The organism is Pyxidicoccus fallax (assembly GCF_012933655.1).
Lineage (GTDB): Bacteria > Myxococcota > Myxococcia > Myxococcales > Myxococcaceae > Myxococcus > Myxococcus fallax.
Genome location: NZ_JABBJJ010000076.1, coordinates 21,004 through 42,409, shown reverse-complemented (window position 1 = coordinate 42,409; position 21,406 = coordinate 21,004). Strand labels below are relative to the sequence as shown.

Annotated in this window: 19 protein-coding genes; 8 read left to right on the top strand and 11 right to left on the bottom strand. The window is 69.7% G+C overall.

The genetic code is table 11. The features are described 5' to 3' along the window. The 6 genes from HG543_RS18015 to HG543_RS17990 all read right to left on the bottom strand — a co-directional run. Positions 1–298, bottom strand: a 298-nt coding sequence (locus HG543_RS18015; protein ID WP_246357120.1) for a GTP-binding protein, incomplete at its 3' end; no start/stop codon positions are given. 143 nt (positions 299–441) lie between these two features. Further along, positions 442–2,517, bottom strand: a complete 2,076-nt coding sequence (gene fusA / locus HG543_RS18010; protein ID WP_169346024.1) for an elongation factor G — start codon at positions 2,515–2,517, stop codon at positions 442–444. A 146-nt stretch (positions 2,518–2,663) separates the two neighbouring features. Continuing rightward, positions 2,664–3,134, bottom strand: coding sequence for a 30S ribosomal protein S7 (rpsG, locus tag HG543_RS18005; RefSeq protein WP_044191600.1), 471 nt, complete (start codon positions 3,132–3,134; stop codon positions 2,664–2,666). 156 nt (positions 3,135–3,290) lie between these two features. After that, positions 3,291–3,662, bottom strand: coding sequence for a 30S ribosomal protein S12 (gene rpsL / locus HG543_RS18000; protein WP_169346023.1), 372 nt, complete (start codon positions 3,660–3,662; stop codon positions 3,291–3,293). Between the two features lie 227 nt (positions 3,663–3,889). Continuing rightward, positions 3,890–4,387 (bottom strand): ribosomal protein S18-alanine N-acetyltransferase, encoded by a 498-nt coding sequence (gene rimI, locus HG543_RS17995; RefSeq protein WP_169346022.1) that lies wholly within the window; start codon positions 4,385–4,387, stop codon positions 3,890–3,892. Beyond that, positions 4,384–5,082, bottom strand: coding sequence for a hypothetical protein (locus HG543_RS17990; protein WP_246357119.1), 699 nt, complete (start codon positions 5,080–5,082; stop codon positions 4,384–4,386). Before HG543_RS17990 ends, rimI begins: the two co-directional genes overlap by 4 nt. Before the next feature lie 112 nt (positions 5,083–5,194). Between HG543_RS17990 and dnaJ the strand changes: the two genes are divergently transcribed. The 6 genes from dnaJ to HG543_RS17960 all read left to right on the top strand — a co-directional run bounded on the left by dnaJ (position 5,195) and on the right by HG543_RS17960 (position 14,650). Then, on the top strand, positions 5,195–6,352 hold the full coding sequence (gene dnaJ, locus HG543_RS17985) for a molecular chaperone DnaJ (protein WP_169346020.1): 1,158 nt from the start codon (positions 5,195–5,197) through the stop codon (positions 6,350–6,352). A 90-nt stretch (positions 6,353–6,442) separates the two neighbouring features. Next, positions 6,443–7,171, top strand: coding sequence for a HEAT repeat domain-containing protein (locus HG543_RS17980; protein ID WP_169346019.1), 729 nt, complete (start codon positions 6,443–6,445; stop codon positions 7,169–7,171). 99 nt (positions 7,172–7,270) lie between these two features. After that, positions 7,271–8,959 carry an ATP-binding protein gene (locus tag HG543_RS17975; RefSeq protein WP_169346029.1) on the top strand — a complete coding sequence of 563 codons (1,689 nt, stop codon included), beginning with the start codon at positions 7,271–7,273 and terminating at the stop codon, positions 8,957–8,959. Between the two features lie 75 nt (positions 8,960–9,034). Continuing rightward, entirely contained in the window at positions 9,035–10,756 is a 1,722-nt protein-coding gene (argS, locus tag HG543_RS17970; protein WP_169346018.1) for an arginine--tRNA ligase, read from the top strand. A gap of 79 nt (positions 10,757–10,835) precedes the next feature. Then, complete coding sequence (locus tag HG543_RS17965) at positions 10,836–13,325, top strand: 1-acyl-sn-glycerol-3-phosphate acyltransferase (RefSeq protein WP_246357122.1); 2,490 nt, start codon at positions 10,836–10,838, stop codon at positions 13,323–13,325. A gap of 143 nt (positions 13,326–13,468) precedes the next feature. Beyond that, positions 13,469–14,650, top strand: coding sequence for a CPBP family glutamic-type intramembrane protease (locus HG543_RS17960; RefSeq protein ID WP_343073387.1), 1,182 nt, complete (start codon positions 13,469–13,471; stop codon positions 14,648–14,650). A 24-nt stretch (positions 14,651–14,674) separates the two neighbouring features. Here the strand turns inward: HG543_RS17960 and HG543_RS17955 are convergent, their stop codons facing one another. The 4 genes from HG543_RS17955 to HG543_RS17940 form a co-directional block, all read right to left on the bottom strand. Next, a complete protein-coding gene (locus HG543_RS17955; RefSeq protein WP_169346016.1) occupies positions 14,675–14,890 on the bottom strand; it encodes a DUF5818 domain-containing protein in 216 nt (71 codons plus the stop codon). Continuing rightward, positions 14,887–16,689, bottom strand: coding sequence for a S8 family serine peptidase (locus HG543_RS17950; RefSeq protein WP_169346015.1), 1,803 nt, complete (start codon positions 16,687–16,689; stop codon positions 14,887–14,889). The genes HG543_RS17955 and HG543_RS17950 overlap by 4 nt, the downstream gene beginning before the upstream one ends. Positions 16,690–16,848: 159 nt before the next feature. Further along, positions 16,849–17,481 (bottom strand): type IV pili motility protein SglT, encoded by a 633-nt coding sequence (gene sglT / locus HG543_RS17945; protein WP_169346014.1) that lies wholly within the window; start codon positions 17,479–17,481, stop codon positions 16,849–16,851. Between the two features lie 112 nt (positions 17,482–17,593). Then, entirely contained in the window at positions 17,594–18,586 is a 993-nt protein-coding gene (locus tag HG543_RS17940) for an alpha/beta fold hydrolase (protein WP_246357118.1), read from the bottom strand. Positions 18,587–18,743: 157 nt separating this feature from the next. Between HG543_RS17940 and HG543_RS17935 the strand changes: the two genes are divergently transcribed. Beyond that, positions 18,744–19,697: a hypothetical protein gene (locus HG543_RS17935; RefSeq protein ID WP_169346013.1), complete on the top strand. Its 954-nt coding sequence runs from the start codon at positions 18,744–18,746 to the stop codon at positions 19,695–19,697. Between the two features lie 30 nt (positions 19,698–19,727). Beyond that, positions 19,728–20,156, top strand: a complete 429-nt coding sequence (locus HG543_RS17930) for a type III secretion system chaperone (protein WP_169346012.1) — start codon at positions 19,728–19,730, stop codon at positions 20,154–20,156. A 49-nt stretch (positions 20,157–20,205) separates the two neighbouring features. Here HG543_RS17930 and HG543_RS17925 read toward each other — a convergent pair whose 3' ends face one another. Then, positions 20,206–21,402 carry a class I SAM-dependent methyltransferase gene (locus HG543_RS17925; protein ID WP_169346011.1) on the bottom strand — a complete coding sequence of 399 codons (1,197 nt, stop codon included), beginning with the start codon at positions 21,400–21,402 and terminating at the stop codon, positions 20,206–20,208. Positions 21,403–21,406: the final 4 nt, after the last annotated feature.

Here is a 21,406-nt window from a genome sequence, read left to right as displayed (position 1 = left end):
CCATCTGCGCCGCGCCCGTGATCATGTTCTTCACGTAGTCGGCGTGGCCCGGGCAGTCGACGTGCGCGTAGTGACGGTTCTTCGTCTGGTACTCCACGTGCGCGGTGGAGATGGTGATGCCGCGCTCACGCTCCTCCGGCGCCTTGTCGATCTGGTCGTACGCCATGAACGTGGCGCCACCGGACTTCGCCAGCACCTTGGTGATGGCGGCGGTCAGCGACGTCTTGCCGTGGTCCACGTGTCCGATCGTGCCGATGTTCACGTGGGGCTTGCTACGGTCGAACTTCTCCTTGGCCATGACCTCTCCTCGCGGGGCAGCCGGTCAGCGACCCGGCGCGTTTCAAAATCCGGAAAACAACTGCGAAGGTGCTGCGTCCTGCTCCAAACCTGCAGCAACGTCAACTGAAATCGCCCGGCCGGACTGCCGCCAGGCGGCCCGAGTCACCGGTTGAGCGCCGACTTCGGCGCGGGTGCGTAGTGACTGAACTGCATGGTGTACGTCGCCCTTCCCTGACTGCGGCTGCGCAGGTCCGTGGAGTAGCCGAACATGGCCGCCAGGGGCACCTGCGCCTGGATGGCCTGCACCCGGCCGGCCCGGGGCACCATGCCCAGCACCTTCCCGCGGCGGCCGTTCAGGTCTCCGATGACGTCGCCCATGAAGTCCTCGGGGGTGAGGATCTCGCAGCTCATGATGGGCTCGAGCAGCACCGGGGCGGCGTTGCGCACGGCGTCCTTGAAGGCCATCGAGCCGGCGATCTTGAACGCCATCTCGCTCGAGTCCACCTCATGCATGGAGCCGTCGTAGGCCTCCACCTTCACGTCCACCATGGGGTAGCCCGCCACGGGGCCGTTCTGCATGGCCTCGGCGGCACCCTCCCTCACCGCCTCGACGAACTCCTTCGTCACCACGCCGCCGGTGATCTTGTTCTCGAACGAGAAGCCCTTGCCCGGCTCGTTGGGCATCACGCGCAGCCAGATGTGGCCGTACTGGCCCTTGCCTCCCGTCTGGCGGATGAACTTTCCCTCCTGCTCCACCTGGGTGGTGATGGTCTCCCGGTACGCCACCTGGGGCTTGCCGATGTTGGCGTCGACCTTGAACTCGCGCAGGAGGCGGTCGACGATGATTTCCAGGTGCAGCTCGCCCATGCCGGCGATGATGGTCTGCCCCGTCTCCTCGTTGGTCCTCACGCGGAAGGACGGGTCCTCCATGGCCAGGCGCTGCAGCGACTGGATGATCTTGTCCTGGTCCGCCGTCGACTTCGGCTCGATCGCGATGTCGATGACCGGCTCGGGGAACTCCATGCGCTCCAGGACGATGGGCTGCTTGTCGTCGCAGAGCGTGTCGCCGGTGGTCGCCAGCTTGAGGCCCACCACCGCGCAGATGTCGCCGGCGAAGCACTCGGTGAGCTCGTCCTTCTTGTCCGCGCGCATCTGCACCAGGCGGCTGACGCGCTCGCGCTTGCCCTTCACCGAGTTCCACACCGCCGTGCCCGCCTCCAGGCGGCCGGAGTAGACGCGGAGGAACGTCAGCGTCTGCGACTGGAACGCGGGGTCGTTCATGATCTTGAACGCCAGCGCGCTGAACGGAGCGTCGTCCCGCGTCTCGCGGATGGCGTCCTCGCCCTTGGGCGTCTTGCCGTGCACGGGCGGGATTTCCAGCGGGCTGGGCAGGTAGTCAATCACCGCGTCCAGGAGCGGCTGCACGCCCTTGTGGCGGAACGCCGAGCCGCAGAACACGGGGAACAGCTTCAGCCCCACACAGCCCTTGCGGATGGCGCCGCGAATCTCGTCCTCGGTCAGCTCCTGGCCCTCCAGGAACTTCTCCGTGAGCGCGTCGTCCTGCTCGGCCGCGGCCTCGAGCAGCTCGCCCCGGGCGGCCTCCGCCGCCTCGCGGAACTCCTCGGGGATGTCCACCTCGTCGTAGCGGCTGCCCTGCTCCGAGTCGTGGAACACCAGCGCCTTCATCTTCACCAGGTCGATGACGCCGCGGAGCTTGTCCTCCGCGCCCAGCGGCAGCTGCATCCGCACCGCGCGCGCGCCCAGCTTCTCCTTGATGGTGCCCACGGACATCTCGAAGTCCGCGCCCACCCGGTCCATCTTGTTGATGAAGCAGATGCGGGGGACCTTGTACTTGTCCGCCTGGCGCCACACCGTCTCGGACTGCGGCTCCACGCCGTTGACGCCGTCGAACACGGCGATGGCGCCGTCGAGCACGCGCAGCGAGCGCTCCACCTCGATGGTGAAGTCCACGTGTCCCGGCGTGTCGATGATGTTGACGCGGTAGCGCTGGTCGCGCCGCTGCCAGAAGGCGGTGATGGCGGCGGACGTAATCGTGATGCCGCGCTCGCGCTCCTGGACCATCCAGTCGGTGGTGGTGTTCCCCTCGTGCACCTCGCCCATCCGGTGGATGGCGCCGGTGTAGAAGAGGATGCGCTCCGTGGTCGTCGTCTTGCCGGCATCGATGTGCGCCATGATGCCGATGTTGCGGTAGCGCTCGAGGGGATGCTCACGGGCCATGACTCAATACCTTTCCAGGGGAGGCGGGCGGGCCTTCAGGCCTTCTCACCCAACCGGCCGGACGATTTCAGAGAACCTGCTTCACCTAACAAAACCGCCCGGATGCAGCATCTGCATCCGGGCGGCAACCGCGAAGCCTCGAAGGCCTACCAGCGGTAGTGAGCGAAGGCCTTGTTGGCCTCCGCCATCTTGTGCGTGTCTTCACGCTTCTTCACCGCGTTGCCGCGGTTGTTGGCGGCGTCCATGATCTCGCCGGCCAGCTTCTCCTGCATGGTCTTCTCACCACGCGCCTTGGCGTAGCTGATGATCCAGCGCATGCCGAGGGCGACGCGGCGGTCCTGACGGACCTCGACGGGGACCTGGTAGGTGGCGCCACCGACGCGGCGGCTCTTCACCTCGAGGACCGGCTTGACGTTGTCGAGGGCCTTCTTGAAGGTCTTGAGGGGGTCTTCCTTCGCGCGCTCCTCGATGAGGGCGAAGGCGCCGTAGCACACGCCCTCCGCGATGGACTTCTTCCCCTTCCGCATCAGGTCGTTGACGAACTTGGTGACGAGCCGGTCCTGGAACTTCGGATCCGGGAGAATCTTGCGCTTGGCGACTACGCGACGGCGAGGCATCTCTTCTCTCTTCCCTTACGCCCCACTCCCACTTGGAGAGTCTTCAACGGGGCTTCATGAACCGCTGTGAGGAACTGCCCAGGGACGCTCCCCAGGGTGCGGGGCGAGGCGTCCGACGAAACTTCCAGAAACGAAGGTGGTCCGCGTGACGAGCGATCAGCTCGGACGCTTGGCGCCGTACTTGGAGCGGCTCTGCTTGCGGCCCGCCACACCCACGGAGTCCAGCGTGCCACGGACGATGTGGTAGCGGACGCCCGGGAGGTCCTTCACACGGCCACCGCGGATCATCACCACCGAGTGCTCCTGGAGGTTGTGACCCACGCCGGGGATGTAGGACGTGACCTCGATCCCGTTGGTCAGACGAACACGGGCCACCTTGCGGAGGGCCGAGTTCGGCTTCTTCGGGGTCGTCGTGTACACGCGGGTGCACACGCCACGCTTCTGGGGAGACTCCTTGAGCGCGGGGCTCTTGCCCTTGATGACGAGCTTCTCGCGGCCCTTGCGAACCAGCTGGCTGATGGTCGGCAACTGATACCTCTTCTTCGGGTTTGGCCGCCGCCTGGACACACCAAGCGGCGCATATCTACCTACAGGACTACGGAAAGGGCCGCGAGTATAGGAAGGGACCCCTCCGTGTCAAGCACGGCCTGACCTTTGCCTATGAACCGGCAGAGGTCCATGGGTCCATTCCCCAGGACTCACCGCCCCGGAACACGGCTGGTCTACAGCGGGGCGCGGCTCTACTCCGGGTGCGGTTAGAAGTCGAGGACCATCACGATGGCGTCCTCGCCCTCGTCCACGTAGTAGTTCGGCCGGATGCCCACCGGGCGGAAGCCCAGCGAGCGGTAGAGCTGGATGGCCGGCTCGTTGCTCCGGCGGACCTCCAGGGTGGCGAGCGTGCAGCGGCGGGCCTTGCCCCGGGCGAGCACCTCGTCCATGACGGCCCGGGCCACTCCACGCCGCCGGTGCGCGGGCGCGGTGGCAACGTTGAGCACGTGCACCTCGTCGTGGACGATCCAGAAGATGGCCAGCCCCAGGAGCACGGGACTCCCCTGCCCCGGCACCTCCTCCTCCACGAGGAGGATGGTGGACCACTCGTGCTGGAGCTCGCGCTGGAGCAGCTCCGGCGACCAGGGGTTCTTGAAGGCCTGCTTCTCCAGCGCCATCACCGCCGGCAGGTCCTCCACCATCATCTGCCGGATGCTGAAACCGTGCTTCGGCCCCGGCGGCGAATCCTCGCGCATCCGCCTCATCGCCGCGCCTCCCGCGTGAAGGGGGCCACGCGACGCACCTGCGCCGAGGCCCTCACCTGCGCCAGCTCCTCCGCCGCCAGCGTCCCGTAACGCTCCCGCACCAGCTTCTCCCGAATGGCGGCCCGCACCGACTCGTAGCCCTGCGGGTACTCGCTCGCGTGCTGCTCGTAGTAGCGGCGGACCTCGGTCTCACCCACCTGGGCCCGAAGCCGGATGCGGCTGTCCAGGATGCGCTCGGCCCTCAAGCCCCGGGCCAGCACGGCCTCCAGTTCCTCCTGGGACACGGCGTGCGCGGCGAGGAAGCGACGCAGCGCGGCCTCTCCGCCCACGCGCTGCTGGAACGTGGCCAGCCGCGCCCCCACCTCGGCGGGCTCGGCGGGGAACGCCTGGAGGCGGTCCGCGTTGAGCACCTGGACGCGCTGGTTGATGATGAAGTCCAGGGCGTTGCGGAGCGTGTCCTCGTCGAGCGGGACGTCCAGGGCCTGCACGCCCCCTCGCTGCACGAGCGCCACCCGGGCCTCGAACCGCAGCTCGCTCAGGGTGAGCACCTGCCCCTCGACGACGGCGACCACACGGTCGACGACCCGGCCCTCGGCCTCGGGGGGAGGCTCGGCCCGGGCCCCGAACACGGGCACGAGCAGGAGCCAGCCCGCCAGCCACAGGGTACCCGCTCCAGCCTGGCGCGGCGCTGACATGGCCTCCCTCATCTTCCGGCGACTTTATACATCCCCCGCCAACCGGACACTCCGTGCTGGCGCGCTCCCACCGGCTGGTTACGTTCAGTCAGGTACATCAGGGCGGGAACAAATGGCGGATGACTATTACCAGATTCTTGGCGTGGACCGGACGGCCTCCGCGGAGGACGTGAAGAAGGCCTACCGCAAGCTCGCGCGCAAGTATCACCCGGACGTCAACCCCGGGAACAAGGCCGCCGAGGACAAGTTCAAGCAGGTCAGCTCGGCCTTCGAGGTGCTGTCGGACCCGAAGAAGCGCAAGCTGTACGACGAGTTCGGTCCCGACGCGGAGAAGATCGGCTTCGACGAGAAGAAGGCGGAGGCGTACCGCGCCTACCGGTCCTCGGCCGCGAGCGGTGGCGCGGGGGGCATCCCCTTTGGCGCCGAGGGCTTCGACCTGGGCGACCTCTTCAACGACCTCTTCGGCGGGCGCGGCGGCGCGGGCGGAGTGGACCCCAACGACTTCTTCGGCGCCCGGCGGGGCCGGAGCGCGGGCCCGGAACGGGGTGAAGACCTGACGGCCCGCGTCCAGCTCTCCCTCGGGGAGGCCGTGGCGGGCACCGAGCGCACCCTCTCCATCAGCCGGCCGGGGCGCTGCTCGGCGTGCAGCGGCCGGGGCGACTCCGGACGCATGGGCACCTGTCCCACCTGCGGTGGCTCGGGGCGCTCGCGCCGGGCGGGTCTGTTCGGCGGCAACGGGGTGTGCCCGAACTGCCAGGGCACCGGGCGGGCCCTGGAGCCCTGCCCCCAGTGCGGCGGCACCGGTGTCAAGGAGGAGGCCACCCGGCTGACGGTGAAGATTCCGGCGGGCGTGAGCACGGGCTCCAAGGTGCGGCTGGCCGGCCAGGGCGCCGCAGGCTCCCGGGGCGGCCCTCCGGGCGATCTCTACATCGAGACCGATGTCACCGAGCACCCGCTGGTGCGCCGCGAGGGGGACGACCTGCACATCGACCTGCCGGTGACGGTGCCCGAGGCGCTCCTGGGCGCCGACGTGCGCGTGCCGACCTTCCAGGGCGAGGTGACGGTGAAGGTGCCCCCCGGCTCGCAGTCCGGCCGGCGCATGCGGCTGAAGGGGCGCGGGGTGCCCTCCCTGAAGGGCGGCGCGCCGGGCGACCTCTACCTGCACCTCCAGGTGAAGGTGCCCGAGGAGGCCACCGCCGAGGCCCGGGCGGCCGCCGAGGCGCTCTCCCGGGCGTACCGGGGCGATGTCCGCCGCGAGCTGACGCTCTGACCCTAATGTCTCTTGTCCCGGGCGCCGCCCCGTCATAGACGGCGCCTCCACCCTCCACGCTCTTTCGCAGGAAACGGAGCAGACGCGCACATGGGCCTCTTCGACATCTTCACGGGCGGCTCGGGCCCCGACAAAGCCCTCAAGCTCAAGCCCAAGGTGACCCAGAAGTACGGGGACCCGGCGACGCGGCAGAAGGCCATCGAGCAGCTCGGGGAGATGCGCATCCCCGAGGCCGTGGGCGTGCTGCTCAGCCGCTTCACCATCACCGTGGACCCGCTCACCACGGACGCGGACGAGAAGGAGCGCACGTTCGACCTCATCAAGGGCTTCGGCCAGGACGCCGTGCCCCCCATCGTCGACTTCCTGCGCACCAGCGAGCAGGCCGCGTCCTGGGCCCTGCGCCTGCTGGGCGACCTCATCCCCGAGGACCAGGTCATCGCCACCTGCGTGAGCGCGCTCCAGCACCTGTCCGCGTACTACACGCGCAACCCGGAGAAGAAGGTCGTCCTGCTCCACCACCTCACCGGCAAGCAGGACCCGCGCATCCCCCCGGCCGTCATGCCCTTCCTGGAGGACATGGGGGATGACGTGAAGATCGCCGCGCTCAAGGCGCTCGGCACCTTCAAGTACGAGCCGGCGCGCGAGCCCATGCTGAAGCTGCTCACCGCCGACGACACGGCCCGCCGCGTCCAGACGGCCGCCCTGGCCGCCATCGCCGAGGCGGGCTTCAGCGTGGACGGCTACCACGAGAAGGTGCAGCCGCTCCTCGTGGAGCCGTACGCCCTGGGTCCGGACGGACGCCTCCAACGCCGGGCCTGAGGCCGGGCTGTCGGACAGGCGACACGGCCACTGTCCTCCGGAAGGCCTCTTCAGCGGGGGCCGTTCCCACGCGCGCGGAACATGAAGCAGGATTCAAACGTGCGCTCGAAGAAGAAGGGGACGCTGGCCGAGGTCGTGCCGCTGCGTCCCGTCGCGAAGAAGCCCGCCCGGCGGGCGGTGAAGCCAGCCCCGGCGGTGGATACGGACACCGCCAGCCGTGCCCTCCTCGAGATGGCGCGGCACCTGACGGACAACGCGGGGCCCACCGAGGCCCTGCGCTCCCACCTGCAGACCATCCACGCGCTCTTGAAGCCGAAGGTCTGCTACGTGGCCCGCCACTTCCCCTCCCGCGAGCAGCTCCACGTCGAGCACGTGCGCGGCCGCTATGACGACCGCGTCACCGCCGCCGTCCCGGGCGAGGGCGTGGTGGGACGCGCCTTCTCCCAGAAAGCGCTCCTGCGTGAGGGCGACACCGTGGCCGTGCCGCTGGAGGGCCCCCAGGGCGTCACCGGCGTGTTGGTGGTGCTTGGCGCGCGGCGCGAGCCCTCGGACACCCTGCTCCAGTCGCTGGCCGCCCAGCTCACCGCCGCCTACGAGGTGGCGCGCCTGCGCGACGACAGCGCCCGCCGCAACAAGGACCTGCAGACGGCCATCGCCGGCCTCAAGAGCCTGGAGCAGAACCGCGAGGAGCTGCTCGGCAACGTCTCGCATGACTTGAAGAACCCGCTCACCACCATCAAGTCCTACCTGGCCATGATGGGGCGCGAGAAGCTGGGGCCCCTGACGGACTCCCAGCGCCGCGCGGTGCAGATCTGCGACCGGAACTCGGACCGCATGCTGCGCATGGTGAATGACTTGCTGCTCATGTCCCGGCTCCAGTCCGGGAAGATGCAGCTCAACCAGCGCCCCTTCGGCCTCAAGGCCGTGGCGGAAGAGGTGGTGCGGGGCCTGGGCGCGCTCGCGGAGCACTGCAAGGTGCGGGTCATCATCCCGCCCTGCTCCGAGGTCTTCGTGCGCGGCGACCGTGAGCGCATCGCGGAAGCCATCCACAACCTCGTGGAGAACGGCATCCACCACAGCGAGGCGGACGACACCGTCGAGGTGCGCGTGTCCGCCGAGGACGGGCTCGCCACGCTCACGGTGAAGGACAGCGGCCCGGGCATGTCCGCCGAGGCGCTGGAGCACGTGTTCGACGCCTTCTACCGGGCGCAGCCAGGCATGCCGCGTCCGCCGGGCGCGGGCCTGGGGCTGCCGCTGGTGGGCAAGATTGTCGCCCTGCACGGTGGGCGCATGGAGTCCTCCAGCGTGCTCGGCGAGGGAAGCACCTTCCAGATGGTGCTTCCCATGTTCGCTGGCGCCGTGGCCGCGCCGGACATCGCGCAGACGGCGCCCAAGTCCGGCGGCATCCTCCTCGTGGAGGACGACGCCGACTGCCGCGAGGTCCTCCAGCAGGTGCTGGAGCAGGAGGGCTACCGGGTGATGGCCACGTCGGGGGCCTCGGAGGCGCGCTCCATCCTCTCCCACATCCGCCCGGCCATGGTGCTGCTGGACCTGCGGCTGAGCGAGGAGGACGGACGCTCCGTGCTGCGCTTCATCCGCGGCAACGAGTCGCTCGCCGACATCGTCGTGTACATCATCTCGGGTGCCAGCGAGGTGGCGTCCCTCACTTCGGGCGAGGGCCTGGAGCGCATCGATGGCTTCTTCGAGAAGCCGCTCCAGTTGCCCAAGCTGCTGGACACCGTGGCCGCGGTGGTGCGCCCCAGCCGCCGGGCACCAGCCGTACCCTGAGTGACGGAAGAAACTCGGGCGCGAACAAGGGTGGCCGGAAGCCACCCTGGATTGTCTAGTATCCCGCGCGTTCCCATGAGTTCCTCCGTCTACTCCCGATACCGAGCCGCATTCGCCCAGGCGCTCGCCAGCGCCCTGGGCATGCCGGCCTCCGAGGTCGAGGCCCAGGTCAAGCCGGCCGAGCCCGCCCATGGCGACCTGAGCTTCGCCACCTTCCCGCTGGCCAAGGCCCAGAAGAAGGCGCCGCCCGCCATCGCCGCCGGGCTCGCCCAGGCGCTCAGCGTGCCGGGCCTGGAAATCAAGGCGGTGGGCCCCTACGTCAACGCCCGCTTCACTCCCCTGCCCTTCACGTCGGAGGTCATCGACGCGGCGCGCTCGGCGGGGCTGGCGTACGGCGGCGACGCGGACCTCGGGCGCGGGAAGACGGTGGTCATCGACTACTCGTCGCCCAACATCGCCAAGCCCATTGGCTTCCACCACATCCGCACCACGTTCCTCGGGCACTGCATCGCCAACATCTACCGGGCGCTGGGCTGGCGGGTGGAAGGCATCAACTACCTGGGCGACTGGGGCAAGCAGTTCGGCCTCGTGGCGGTGGGCTTCCAGGAGTACGGAGACCCGGCGCGCATCGACGACATGGCGCACCTCGTGGAGGTGTACGTCAAGGCCAACAAGCGCGCCGAGGCGGAGCCCGCCTTCGACGAGAAGGCCCGCGAGTTCTTCCGCCGCATGGAGGCCGGTGACACCAAGGCGCTCGAGCTGTGGAACCAGTTCCGAGAGACGAGCCTCAAGGGCTTCCGTGCCATCTACGCCCGCATGGGCATCCACTTCGAGCACATCGAGGGCGAGAGCCGCTACCAGGGGAAGATGGACGCGGTCATCGACCAGATTGCCCAGAAGCCCGGCGTGAAGGAGTCACAGGGCGCGCTGGTGGTGGACCTGCCCTACGCGGAGAACGAGCCGCCCATCCTCCTGAAGAAGAACGACGGCAGCACGCTGTACGCCACGAGGGATCTGGCCGCGGCGCAGGACCGGTACGAGCGCTTCCACTTCGACAAGTCGCTGTACGTCGTGGCGCAGGACCAGGCGCTCCACTTCCGGCAGGTGTTCCGCACGCTGAAGGAGATGGGCCTGCCCTGGGCGGACCGCGCGGTGCACGTGGCCTTCGGCCGCATCCACGGCATGAGCACGCGCAAGGGCCAGGTGGTGCAGCTCAACGACGTGCTGGACGAGGCGAAGGAGCGCGCCTCCGCCAAGGTGCGGGAGAACATCGAGGACGGCCGCATCCAGACGGGCGACGCGGACCAGCTCTCCGAGCAGATTGGCCTGGGCGCCATCGTCTTCGGCGACCTCAAGCACAAGCGCGCCAGCGACTACACCTTCGACTGGGACGAGGTGCTCAGCTTCGAGGGCCACACCGGCCCGTATCTCCAGTACGCGCACGCGCGCACCGTCAACGTGCTGCGCAAGGGCGGCGGCGCTCCCACGGCGTACGACGCGGCCCTGCTGACGCTCCCCGAGGAGCAGGCCCTGCTGCGCGAGCTCATGCGCCTGCCCGAGGTGGTGCGCGACGCGGCCGAGCAGTACGAGCCGAGCCTCATCGCGCGGCTGCTGCTGGACTTGGCCGCCGCCTTCAGCCGCTACTACACGCTGGGCAATCAGGAACGCGACAAACGCATCGTCCTGGAGGGCAATGACGCGCTGCGCGCGGCGAGGCTCGCCCTCACGGACGCGACCCGGGTTACGCTCGCCGCGGGCCTGACGCTGCTGGGCATTCCGACGCCGGACAACATGTAGCCGGGGGGCTCTCGTGGATACCGTGCTGACTCAGACTGGGAATCAGGGAGAGGCCTCGCTGAAGGAGGAGTTCGGCCCCATGGGCCGGGCGCTCGGGGCCCGCTACCTGGACGGGGTGCACTTCGCGCCCGAGACGGAAGACGAGCTGCGCTCGCTGCACGCGCGGGGCTTCGTGGTGCACGTCATGCGCACCACCGCGTGGGTGAACTTCCTGTACCTGGCGTGGGCCATGGTGCGCCGCTCGCTGCCGCCCGTGCGCGCGGTGGTGAACCTGCGGCCGTGGTTCACCCGCCCGTGGCGGCAGACGAAGCACCGTGGCGACTACGCGGAGCGCTTCGAGTACGCGCGCAAGAATGGCGGCAGCGGGCTCATCTTCCTGCGCCGCACCGCGCTCCTGCATCCGTCCGGCAAGGAGACGCGGGAGGACCCCTTCCCCGCCCTCGTGGCCATGGCGCGCCAGTCCGACCGGCCCGTGTACCTGGTGCCGGAGCTGTTCGTCTGGGAGAAGCGCCCGGCGCGCCTCAAGCCCAACTGGGTGGACATCGTGTTCGGCAGCCCCGAGGCCCCGGGCTTCCTGCACTCGATGCTGGCCTTCTTCCGCAACTACAAGCGCGCGCAGTTCCGCATCGGCGAGCCCGTGGACCTGCGGCGCTTCGTGGAGCAGAACCCGCGCGACTCGGACGAGGTGCTGGCGCGCAAGGTGCGCGGCGCCCTCCACGTCCACCTGGCCCGCGAGACGCGCGCGGTGTTCGGGCCGCCCGTGAAGCCCGCGACGCGCGTCATCGACGAGACGCTGCGCGACAGGCAGCTGCGCAAGGCGCTGGACGAGGTCGCGGCCGAGACGGGCCGCAAGCCGGAGAGCGTGCTGCGCGAGGCGCGGCGCAACCTGGAGGCCATCGCCGCGCGGCCCAGCCCCACCACGCTGGCGTTCATCTCGCCCGTGCTGGAGTGGGTGTTCAACCGCATCTACGACGGCATGCACGTGGACGAGGCGGGCCTGCACCGCGCCCTCAAGGAGGCGGGCCGCGCCCCCATCGTCCTGTGCCCCAGCCACAAGAGCCACGTGGACTACCTGGTGATGAGCTGGGTGCTGTGGAACCGCGGCTTCTCCGTGCCGCTGGTGGCCGCGGGCGCCAACCTCTCCTTCTGGCCGCTGGGCCCCCTCTTCCGCCGCTGCGGCGCCTTCTTCCTGCGCCGCTCGTTCAAGGGCGACAAGGTCTACGCCGCGTCCTTCAAGGCCTACGTGCGCAAGCTGGTGCACGACGGCATCCACCAGGAGTTCTTCCCCGAGGGCGGCCGCTCGCGCACGGGCAAGCTGCTGACGCCCAAGCTGGGCATGTTCACCTGGCAGGTGGAGTCCGTGCTGGAGGGCGCGCGCAACGATTTGCTCTTCGTGCCGGTGTCCATCGACTACGAGAAGGTCGTGGAGTCCGGCAGCTACTCGAAGGAGCTGGCCGGCGGGGAGAAGAAGCCGGAGGACCTCAAGGCCCTGTTGAGCACGCCCAAGGTGCTGGCGGCCCGCTACGGGCGCATCCACCTGAGCTTCGACGAGCCCATCTCGCTCCAGCAGTTCATGAAGGCGCGCGGGCTCAACCCCGAAGAGCCGGTGACGGACGAGCAGAAGAAGAGCCTCGTGCGCGCGCTGGGCAACCGGGTGATGTACGGCATCAGCAAGGTGTCCACGGTGACGCCGCACGCGCTGGTCAGCACCGCGCTGCTGGCGCACCGCCGGCGCGGCATCGGCCAGCGGGAGCTGGCGGACCGCATCGGCATCCTTCGCCGCATCGCCCTGGAGGACGGCGCCCCGCTGTCCGTGGAGCTGCGCAACGCGCCGAGCAACCCCGAGTCGCTGGGCCCCATCCAGGAGGCCATGCGCACCTTCATCGGCGACGAGATGGTGCGCACGCAGGAGGCGCGCGGCGAGGTCATCTACCAGGTGGAGGACTCGCGCCGCCCGGAGATGTCCTTCTACAAGAACACGCTGATGAACCTGGTGGCCGCGCGCAGCCTCGTGGCCAACGCGATGCTGGCCAGCGGCACCCCCGCCCCGTACGACACGGTGAAGGCGCGCGCGCTGTTCCTGTCGCGCCTCTTCAAGGTGGAGTTCATCTACCGCGTAGGCACCACCTTCGACTCCATCTTCGCCGACACCGTGGAGCGGCTGGTGCGCATGGGCATCCTCATGCACCAGGGTGACACGCTGACGCTGGCGCCCGAGGCCCACGCCCGTCCGGACCTGGAGTTCCTGGCGGACCTGCTGCGCGACTACCTGGAGACGTACCTGCTGGCCGCCCTCACGCTGCAGGACGTGGCCACGGGCGTGGCCGAGGACCGCAAGAGCTTCATCAAGCTGGCCCTGGAGACGGGCCGCGCCGAGTACCACGCGGGCCGCATCACCGCCGCCGAGTCCCTGGCCAAGGTGACGCTGGAGAACGCGGTGGCGTACCTCCAGGACCAGAAGTTCCTCGCCGAGAAGGACAAGAAGCTCGAGCTCGGGCCAGCCGCGCAGGACGCCGCGGCACGCCAGCAGCTCGTCGAGGACATCCGCGAGTACCTCAAGCGGGCGTGAGGCCCGCGGCTCAGGGACCGGAAGGAAGCTCCGCCACGTCCGCCGCGCCGTGCGCGCCAGGATGAAGGACGTCGAGATGCCGACAGTGTAGATAGAAGGCTGAAGTGCGGGCAGTTCAGCCTTCGCGGCAAGGAGACCCACCGGTGGAAGATTCCGCGCCCAGCGCCTCACCCCCGCCCGAGCCAGCCGCTCGGGTCCGGAGGACGAACCGGCGCACGCTGGCCCTGGGTGGAGCGACGCTCGCGCTGGCGCTCTTCATGACCGTGGGCGGCTTCGCGCAGTTCATCAACCCCGCCTTCGGCATCTGGTTCACGGAGCTGTTCGTCTTCCTGGCGCTGGGCTGGGTGATGCTGCGCTATGCCGGATGGCGGCCCGCCGTGTTCACGGGGCTCATGCCCGTGCGCCGCCTGCCCCTGCTCTTCGGCTTCCTGCTGGGCGTGGCGAACTTCTTCGCGCTGGTGGTGCCCATCCAGTACGCGGCCCAGCTCATCGCGCCCGAATGGCTGACGGAGATGTTCGACGGCTCGCGCCTGTTCGAGGAACAGACGACGGTGGAGCTGGTCCTCATCCTCACGGGCGTGACGGTGGCGGCGCCCCTGTGTGAGGAGTTCTTCTTCCGGGGCATCTTCCAGAAAGGCCTGACGCCCCGGCCCCCGGCCTCTCCGACACGGACGCTGGTGGTGTCCGCCGTGGTGTTCAGCGCGTTCCACCTGGACCCGGTGGGCTTCGCGGCCCGCGTGGAGCTGGGGCTGCTCTTCGGGTGGCTCTACCTGCGCACCGGCTCGCTGTGGCCCAGCATCGGCGCGCACGCGGCCAACAACTTCGTGTCCTCCGCCCTCTTCCTCGCGGCGAGGGCCATGGGCCAGGACGCCACCGACGAGCAGACGGACCCGCGCGCGGTGCTCGCGCTGGCGGCCCTGGGCTGGGTGGGGCTGATGGGGCTGATGACCGCCGCGCGCCACTTCCCCTCGGTCTGGGGCCCCGGGGCCGCCCAGGCGTCGGACCAGGAGGCGCGCGAGTCGGGCCCTCCCGTCCCCCTGGTGAGGCTGCTGCTGCCCTGGGTGGTGGGAGCCACGGTGTCGCTGGGCGTGCTGGGGGCCGTGGACGCGCGCGGCATCTCCCTCAACTTCCACGACGCGGAGCACCCGCTGCCCGCGCTGGAGAAGGACGCGGCCCCCGCGCTCCACGCGGAGCGCAAGGCGCTCAACTCGCTCCGCGCCGCCGCGCGCCGGGGAGAGGCGCCCATGGAGGCCTACTACGAGGAGCGTCAGCGGCAGATTCAAGCGCACCGCCGGGCCCTGGGCCTGCCGAAGAAGCAGCCCTGACCCGGCGGCACCCCGCCCGCCCGCTCAGACGAAGCGGTACGAGCTGACGTGGAACACGGGGCCCACCATGGCGCTGGTGAGCATGTCCCGGTCCACGTGGCCCTCGGCCTCGATGCGCTGGCCGTCCTTCTTGATCTTCCGGTCACCGCCAGCGAGTTGGTACGTGGTGCCGTCGTCTCCCTCCAGCACCCAGACGCCCGTCTCGATGTCGCGGAAGACGACGCGGCCGGTGAGCTTCATGCGTCCTCCTTCTTGAGCATCGCCCGGGCGATGACGAGGCACATGACGGTGTTGAAGCCCAGCCACGGCTTCGCCAGGAAGGTGAAGGGCATCCACGCCAGCGCCGGAGCCCCCGCCCACGCCGAGTAGGCCAGGAAGCCCGCGAAGCCGAGCGCCAGGCCGCCGGTGGCCGCGCGCAGCCCCCGCCACTTGATGGCCGGCAGCGACAGCACGAGCGGGATGAGCGCGCTGTAGAAGAGCGGGCTCACCGTCTTGCCACGCCCGAAGATGATGCGCTCCCAGTCGGGGATGGGCAGCGAGGCCACCTGCACCACCTCGCCCGCCGCGCCGTCCGCGCCGCCGAACCAGTTGCGCAGGAAGAAGGCTCCCACCGTGGACAGCAGCAGCGGCACCAGGAAGGCCGGCTTCAGCAGCACGTTGAAGTAGCCCGGCCGCGCACGCCCGCGCAGCGTCAGCAGGATGAAGGCCAGCAGCGCCAGCGCCCAGTACAGCGGAGGCCACTGCGACAGGCCCCCGCGCACCGCCGCCAGCGACGCCTCCGCGTTCAGCAGGCCATGGCCGTACTGCTCGCTCCACGCCTGGTCCGCCACCTTCTTCGCGCCCGCGTACAGCGCCTTCTCCACCTCGTCCGGCCCCTTGGCGCCGGCCGCGTACAGCATCGCGGCCACCGCGGCCACGTGCGGGGTGGCCATGCTCGTGCCCTGGTACGACGCGTAGACGGAGCGCGCGGGGTCCCTCGGGTCGATGGTGTTCTGGAGCACGCCGCCCTGGTCGCCGCGGCGCTTGTCACCGCCCGGCGCGGCGATATCCAGCTCCTTGCCGTAGGACGAGTACGGCGCCAGCGTGCCGTCCGGCCCCACCGCCGACACCGCCACCGCGCCCGGGTAGGCCGCGGGGAACTCCACGCGGGCCCGGCCGCCGTTGCCGGCCGCCGCCACCACGGTGACGCCCTTCTTGCGCGCGTACTCCACCGCGCTGGCCATCACCTGCGAGTACCCACCACCGCCCAGGGACATGTTGATGACGTTGGCGCCCTTGTCCGCCGCGAAGCGGATGGCGTCCGCGATGTCCGCCGTGGTGCCGCCACCGAAGTGGTTGAGCACCTTCACCGGCATCAGCGTCGCCTCGAAGGCCACGCCCGCCACGCCTTCCTTGTTGTTGGTGGCCTGGGCGATGGTGCCCGCCACGTGCGTGCCGTGCCCGTGGTCGTCGTTGGCGTGCTCGTCGTCGTTCACGAAGTCGAAGCCCTTCACGAACTTCACGCCCTTCAGGTCCGGCACCTGCTTGAAGTCGTCGTAGTCCTCGTACGCGATGCCGGTGTCGAGCACCGCCACCACCACGCCCTTGCCCCGGTTGCGCTCCCAGGCCTTGGGCATGTCGATCATCTTCAGGTTCCACTGCTCGGCGTAGCGCGGGTCGTTCGGCGTGAAGCTGGCGCGGACCTCCATCAGCGGCTCGGCGGCCTCCACGGCCGGGTGCTGACGGATGCGCGCGAGCACGCCCTCCACGTCGTCCACGCCCACCGCCAGGGTGAGGGCCTCGTCGGCGCTCTCCACGGAGTTGAGCTCCAGGTCGACGCCCCAGTCCGCCTCCCAGGCGTCGAACTCCGCCTTGGTCGTGCCGTCCTTGAAGTCGACGACGATGGCGCCTTCCACCACGTCCGCGGGGTCCAAGGAGAGCACGTCCGCGGACTCCGCCCCGGCCACGGGTGGCTCCTGCTCACGCGAGGGGGATGCGCACGCGGTCGCCAGCGTCACGGCCAGTACCGCGCCACCCAGGGTCCTTCGCACCATCCGCATCGGCCTACTCCTTGGGAACAGGGCTCTTCAAAAGACCCCTACGAACGAACGGCGGAACGATTGGGTCTGCACCCACAGTCTGCTTCCCCCCTCTCCCTGCGTGCAAGGCGGCGGGGGTGAAGAAACGTCAAGAAGTCCATGGGGTTGCATGGGCATCCGTCATCCGCCGGAGAGCCGGCGCAGCCAGGCGGCCACGGCCCGTCCCACCTGGGGGAGGTTGCGCTGGAAGGTCGGGCCGGCATCGTCGATGACCTCTAAATCGCCCCCCGCCTGGACGATAGCGGCCGACACCTTCGCGCGCGGCAGGCGGGCGTCCTCCTCGCCCTGCACCACCAGGAGCGGACACGTCACCCGGGACAGCACCTCCGGGGCGATGTCCGCCGGCGCGACGAGGCAGAGGCCTCCCACCGAGGCGTATTTCGCCTGGAGCGCCAGGGCCACCTGGGAGCCGCCGTGGAACGAGGCCACCGCCGCCGCCGAGGCGCCCGTGTTCTCCATCAACATCCGCATGGCCGCCTCGGCGTCCTCCAGGAGCGCCAGGTCCTTGCCCCGCTGGCCCTGGCTGGCCCCCACGCCCCGGTGGTTGAAGCGCAGCGTGGGGAAGCCCGCGTTGGCCGCCGCCCACACCAGCTCCGCGGCGATGACGTGGTCCATGCCGCCCCCCTCGTCCGGCCGGGGCGGAATCACCAGCAACGGCGGCGCCTTCGTCCCCCGGTGCCAGGTACCCTCCATCACCTCGCGGCCCACGGGGACCAGGGTGGCGCGCTCCAGGAACTGACCTTTCTGGACCATGCTCCCACCTTAATGCCTCGGGTGGACGGCGGCCTCCCCGTCCGTGAGCCTCCGGACACCCCTCCACGCGGTTCGGGCACGTGGGCGGCGCCTTCACCGGCGCCCGGGGGCACTATGGCCCGAGGAAGTCCGTCATCTCGCGCACCACCTGCTCGGGATGGGTCAGCCACAGGTAGTGTTCCGCGCCCTCCAGTCCCACGACCTTCGAGCCGGGCAGCTTCCGGATGGCTTCCTGGGGCGCGAGCAGCAGTTGGCTCAGTCGAGGGAAGACGGCGCGCACCTTCTCCTGCTCGGCCGGGGACATCAGCTCCAGGCCCGTGAAGGCCTCTTCTCTCCGGGTACCTTCGTACGCCACGTACAGGGAGAGCACGGGCACGCGCAGCGAGGAGAAGTCCAGCGAGGCCCTGCCCTCGCGGATCCGCCTCAGGGCCCCGGGCCACCTGCGCTCGCCCAGCAAGCGCCCGGTCGTGGCATCGAACACGTGGGCCTGCTCGATTTCCTCCTCGGGAAAGCGCCCACCCACTTCGCGCGCCACCGCCGCCGACACGGCGGCGCGCGACGCCTGGTCCTCGGGGGCGGGCTCCGGCACTGGCGGAGACGGCAGGTCCTTCAGCAGGTCATCCACCTCCGCGTGCGCATAGGCCGCGTCGAGGTAGATGAGCTTCTCGACGCGCTGGGGGAAGTGGAGGCCCACCCAGGTGAGCTCCCCCCCGGCGATGGAGTGGCCGGCGAGCGTCGCCCTCTCGATTCCCAGGCCGTCGAGTGCATGGATGACATCCGCCCCCAGCGTGGCGGTGTCGTAGCCCTGCTCGGGCCAGCTCGACGCGCCAAACCCTCTCCGCGTGAGGGCCCAGACATGCCGCTGGGACGTGAGGCGCGGCGCGAGCTCGTCGAAGACATGGCCGGTGTTGCCCAGCCCCGCCAGGAACACGAGCGCCGGCCCTCGTCCGCCGAAGTCGAGGACCTCGAGCTCGACACCGTCGGCGACGGTGACCCGCCTCACCTGGTGCACGCTTCCGGTACCGGAGGGCGTTGAACCGGACCCGGGCGTCTTCGCCGCACAGGCACACAGCATCACACCGCCCAGGAGCACGAGCTTGCGCATGAGCGCCGAGTATAGGGCACATGGGGGCCCTTCTGATGACGTCCTGCGTCACCCTGGAATCTTCGCCCCCCACGCAACTTTCGCGGGTTCCAGGTGAGAATGCGGAAACGGAGTCCGAAGTCCTCCCTCGCGCCCTTCTTCCGCAGGAGCCCCCACCATGAGCCTCATCGATCGCAACCGGACCCTCCTCCCGAAGGTCGGCACTGGGACGCAGACCCCCGTTGCCAAGGCCCCGACGGGGACGGCGCAGGCCGCGAACACGGTGAAGGCCCCCGTGCCCCAGCAGCCCGGCAGGGTGGCGGACGGCTTCGACACCCAGAACGCGAAGGCCACCAACACCGTGGCCGGCGTGTTCACCGCGCCGAAGGGCGCGAAGGACAAGGCCTACGACGGCAAGCTGGTGGGCGCGGGGGGCCAGACGTTCGAGCCCGGCACGCCGCTGAGCCAGCTCCCCGCCGTTACCCCGCGCGACAACCCCAACGCGAAGGCCACGGTCATCTACGTCAACGGCATCGCCACGGACAAGAACGGCCAGTCCGGAGAGCTGCAGGCCATCGCGGACCGCACGGGCATGAAGGCCATCGGCATCCACAACGCCACCGAGGGCATCGTCTCCGACCTGTTCCAGACCGTGAAGGACAAGCTGGACAAGGGCCACAACCCCGCCGTGGACACGCTGGCGGACACCCTCTACTCCGAGCTGAAGGCGGGCCGGGACGTGCACCTGATGGGCTACAGCCACGGCGGGCTCATCACCTCGCGCGCGCTCAACGACGTGGCGAAGCGGCTGCGCATCGAAGATGGGATGTCCAAGGCGGACGTCGAGAAGACGATGAGCCGCCTCAACGTGGAGACGTTCGGCGCGGCCGCCTGCAAGTACCCGGACGGCCCCAAGTACGTGCACTACGTCAACGACAAGGACATCGTCCCCACCCTCTTCGGCCTGGGCGGCAGCGGCAAGAGCCCGATGGACTTCCTGCGCGACGCGGGCAAGGGCGCCCAGGTGCACTACTTCTCCGAGAAGAACATGTTCAGCGGCGCGCACGCGCTGGCCGATACGTACATGAAGCACCGCGTGCCCTTCGACGAGGCCCGCGCCGGCCGCTTCTGAGCGGCGGGACGTGCGTGCTAAACAGGCCCCATGAAGATCGACGAGGCGCAGTGGCTGGTGCAGTCCTTCATGCGGGCCCACGGCGAGAATCTGAGCCCGGGCCTCAACCCCCAGGGCTTCGGCGGCGCCGCCATCGGTGACGCGCAGCTCTACTTCGAGTTCGTCCCCAATACGGGCGAGCTGAAGTGCAGCGCCCTCATCTACCGCTTCCGCGACGCGCCCCGTCCCGGCGTGCTCGAGGGCTTCCGCGAGGAGGAGAAGGCGGGCACCGACACCGGCGGCGGCGCGGTGGACTTCGAGCAGGAGAGCAAGAGCCTCTTCCTCAGCCGCACGTACACGGCGGCCCCGTCCAACGAGGCCTTCAAGGACGACATGACGCGGCTGATGAACGCGAGCCTCGCCTGGGGCGAGGGCGTGTTCGACCGCGTCGCCGACAAGGTGAACGCCGGAAAGAAGTGACGCGAAGGCCCGGGTGCGCGGTGTCCGCCCCCGGGCCCGTGTCCACGGGCTACACCGACTGCAGCACGTAGAACTTGAGGTACTTCCCTTCCGGGAACTGCAGGCGCACGGGGTGGTCCGGCGGCTGGTAGCGCTCCTCGACGAGCGCCAGGTCCACGCCGGCCTTGAAGCTCGCCTCGCGCACCGCGCCCATGAAGTCCCCCGGGCTCACGCGCGCCGAGCACGACGCCGTGGCCAGCAGGCCCCCCGGGCGGAGGATGCCCAGCGCCTGCCGGTTGAGGGACGCGTAGCCGTCGATGGCCGCCTGCACCGCGCGCTGGCTCTTCGCGAAGGCCGGCGGGTCCAGGATGATGAGGTCGAAGGTGCGGCCCTCTTCCTTGAAGGACTGGATGATCTTGAAGACATCCGCCGCCAGGAAGTCGTACTTCTCCGCCGGCAGCCCGTTGCGCGTGAAGTTCTCACGGGCCAGGGCGATGGCGTCCGGGTCCAGGTCCACGCTGAACACGCTGTTGGCCCCGCCCAGCGCCGCGTTGACGGAGAAGCCGCCGCTGAAGCTGAAGCAGTTGAGCACGTCCCGGCCCTTCGCCAGCCGGCGGATGAGGTAGCGGTTCTCCCGCTGGTCCAGGAAGAAGCCCGTCTTCTGTCCGCGCCACGCGTCCACGAGGAAGGTGGCCCCGCGCTCGCGGATGGGAATCTGCTCCGGCGCCTCCTGGCCGAAGAGCATCTTCCCGGAGCCGCGGCCCTCGTCCTCGTCCACGTCGTCGCGGCCCACCTCGTCGCGGCCGAGGATGCCCTTCAGCCCCGGCACGCCCGCCTTCAGCGCCTCCAGGATGAGCGGCCGGTACGGCGTCAGGCCCGCCGAGTACAGCTTCATGACGGCCCAGCCCGCGTAGAGGTCCACCACCACGCCTGGCAGGCCGTCCCCCTCGCCGTGAATCAGGCGGTAGCTGTCCGTGTCGGTCAGGTCGATGAGGGACTGGCGCTCGGCCAGCGCCTGCCGCACCCGCCGGGTGATGAAGGCGGCGTCCACCGTCTCGCGCGGGTCCCGCGTCAGCACGCGCACGGCGATGGCGGAGTGCGGGTCGTAGTACCCGCGCGCCACGAACTTCCCATTCTCCGTCAGGTCCACCACGCAGCCGGGCGGAATCTTGGGGACATGCTCCAGGGCCTTGCGGAACACCCACGGGTGCCCCGCGCGCAGGTGGCGTCCCAGTCCCCGCGCCAGCTCCAGCTTCACGACATTCACGGTG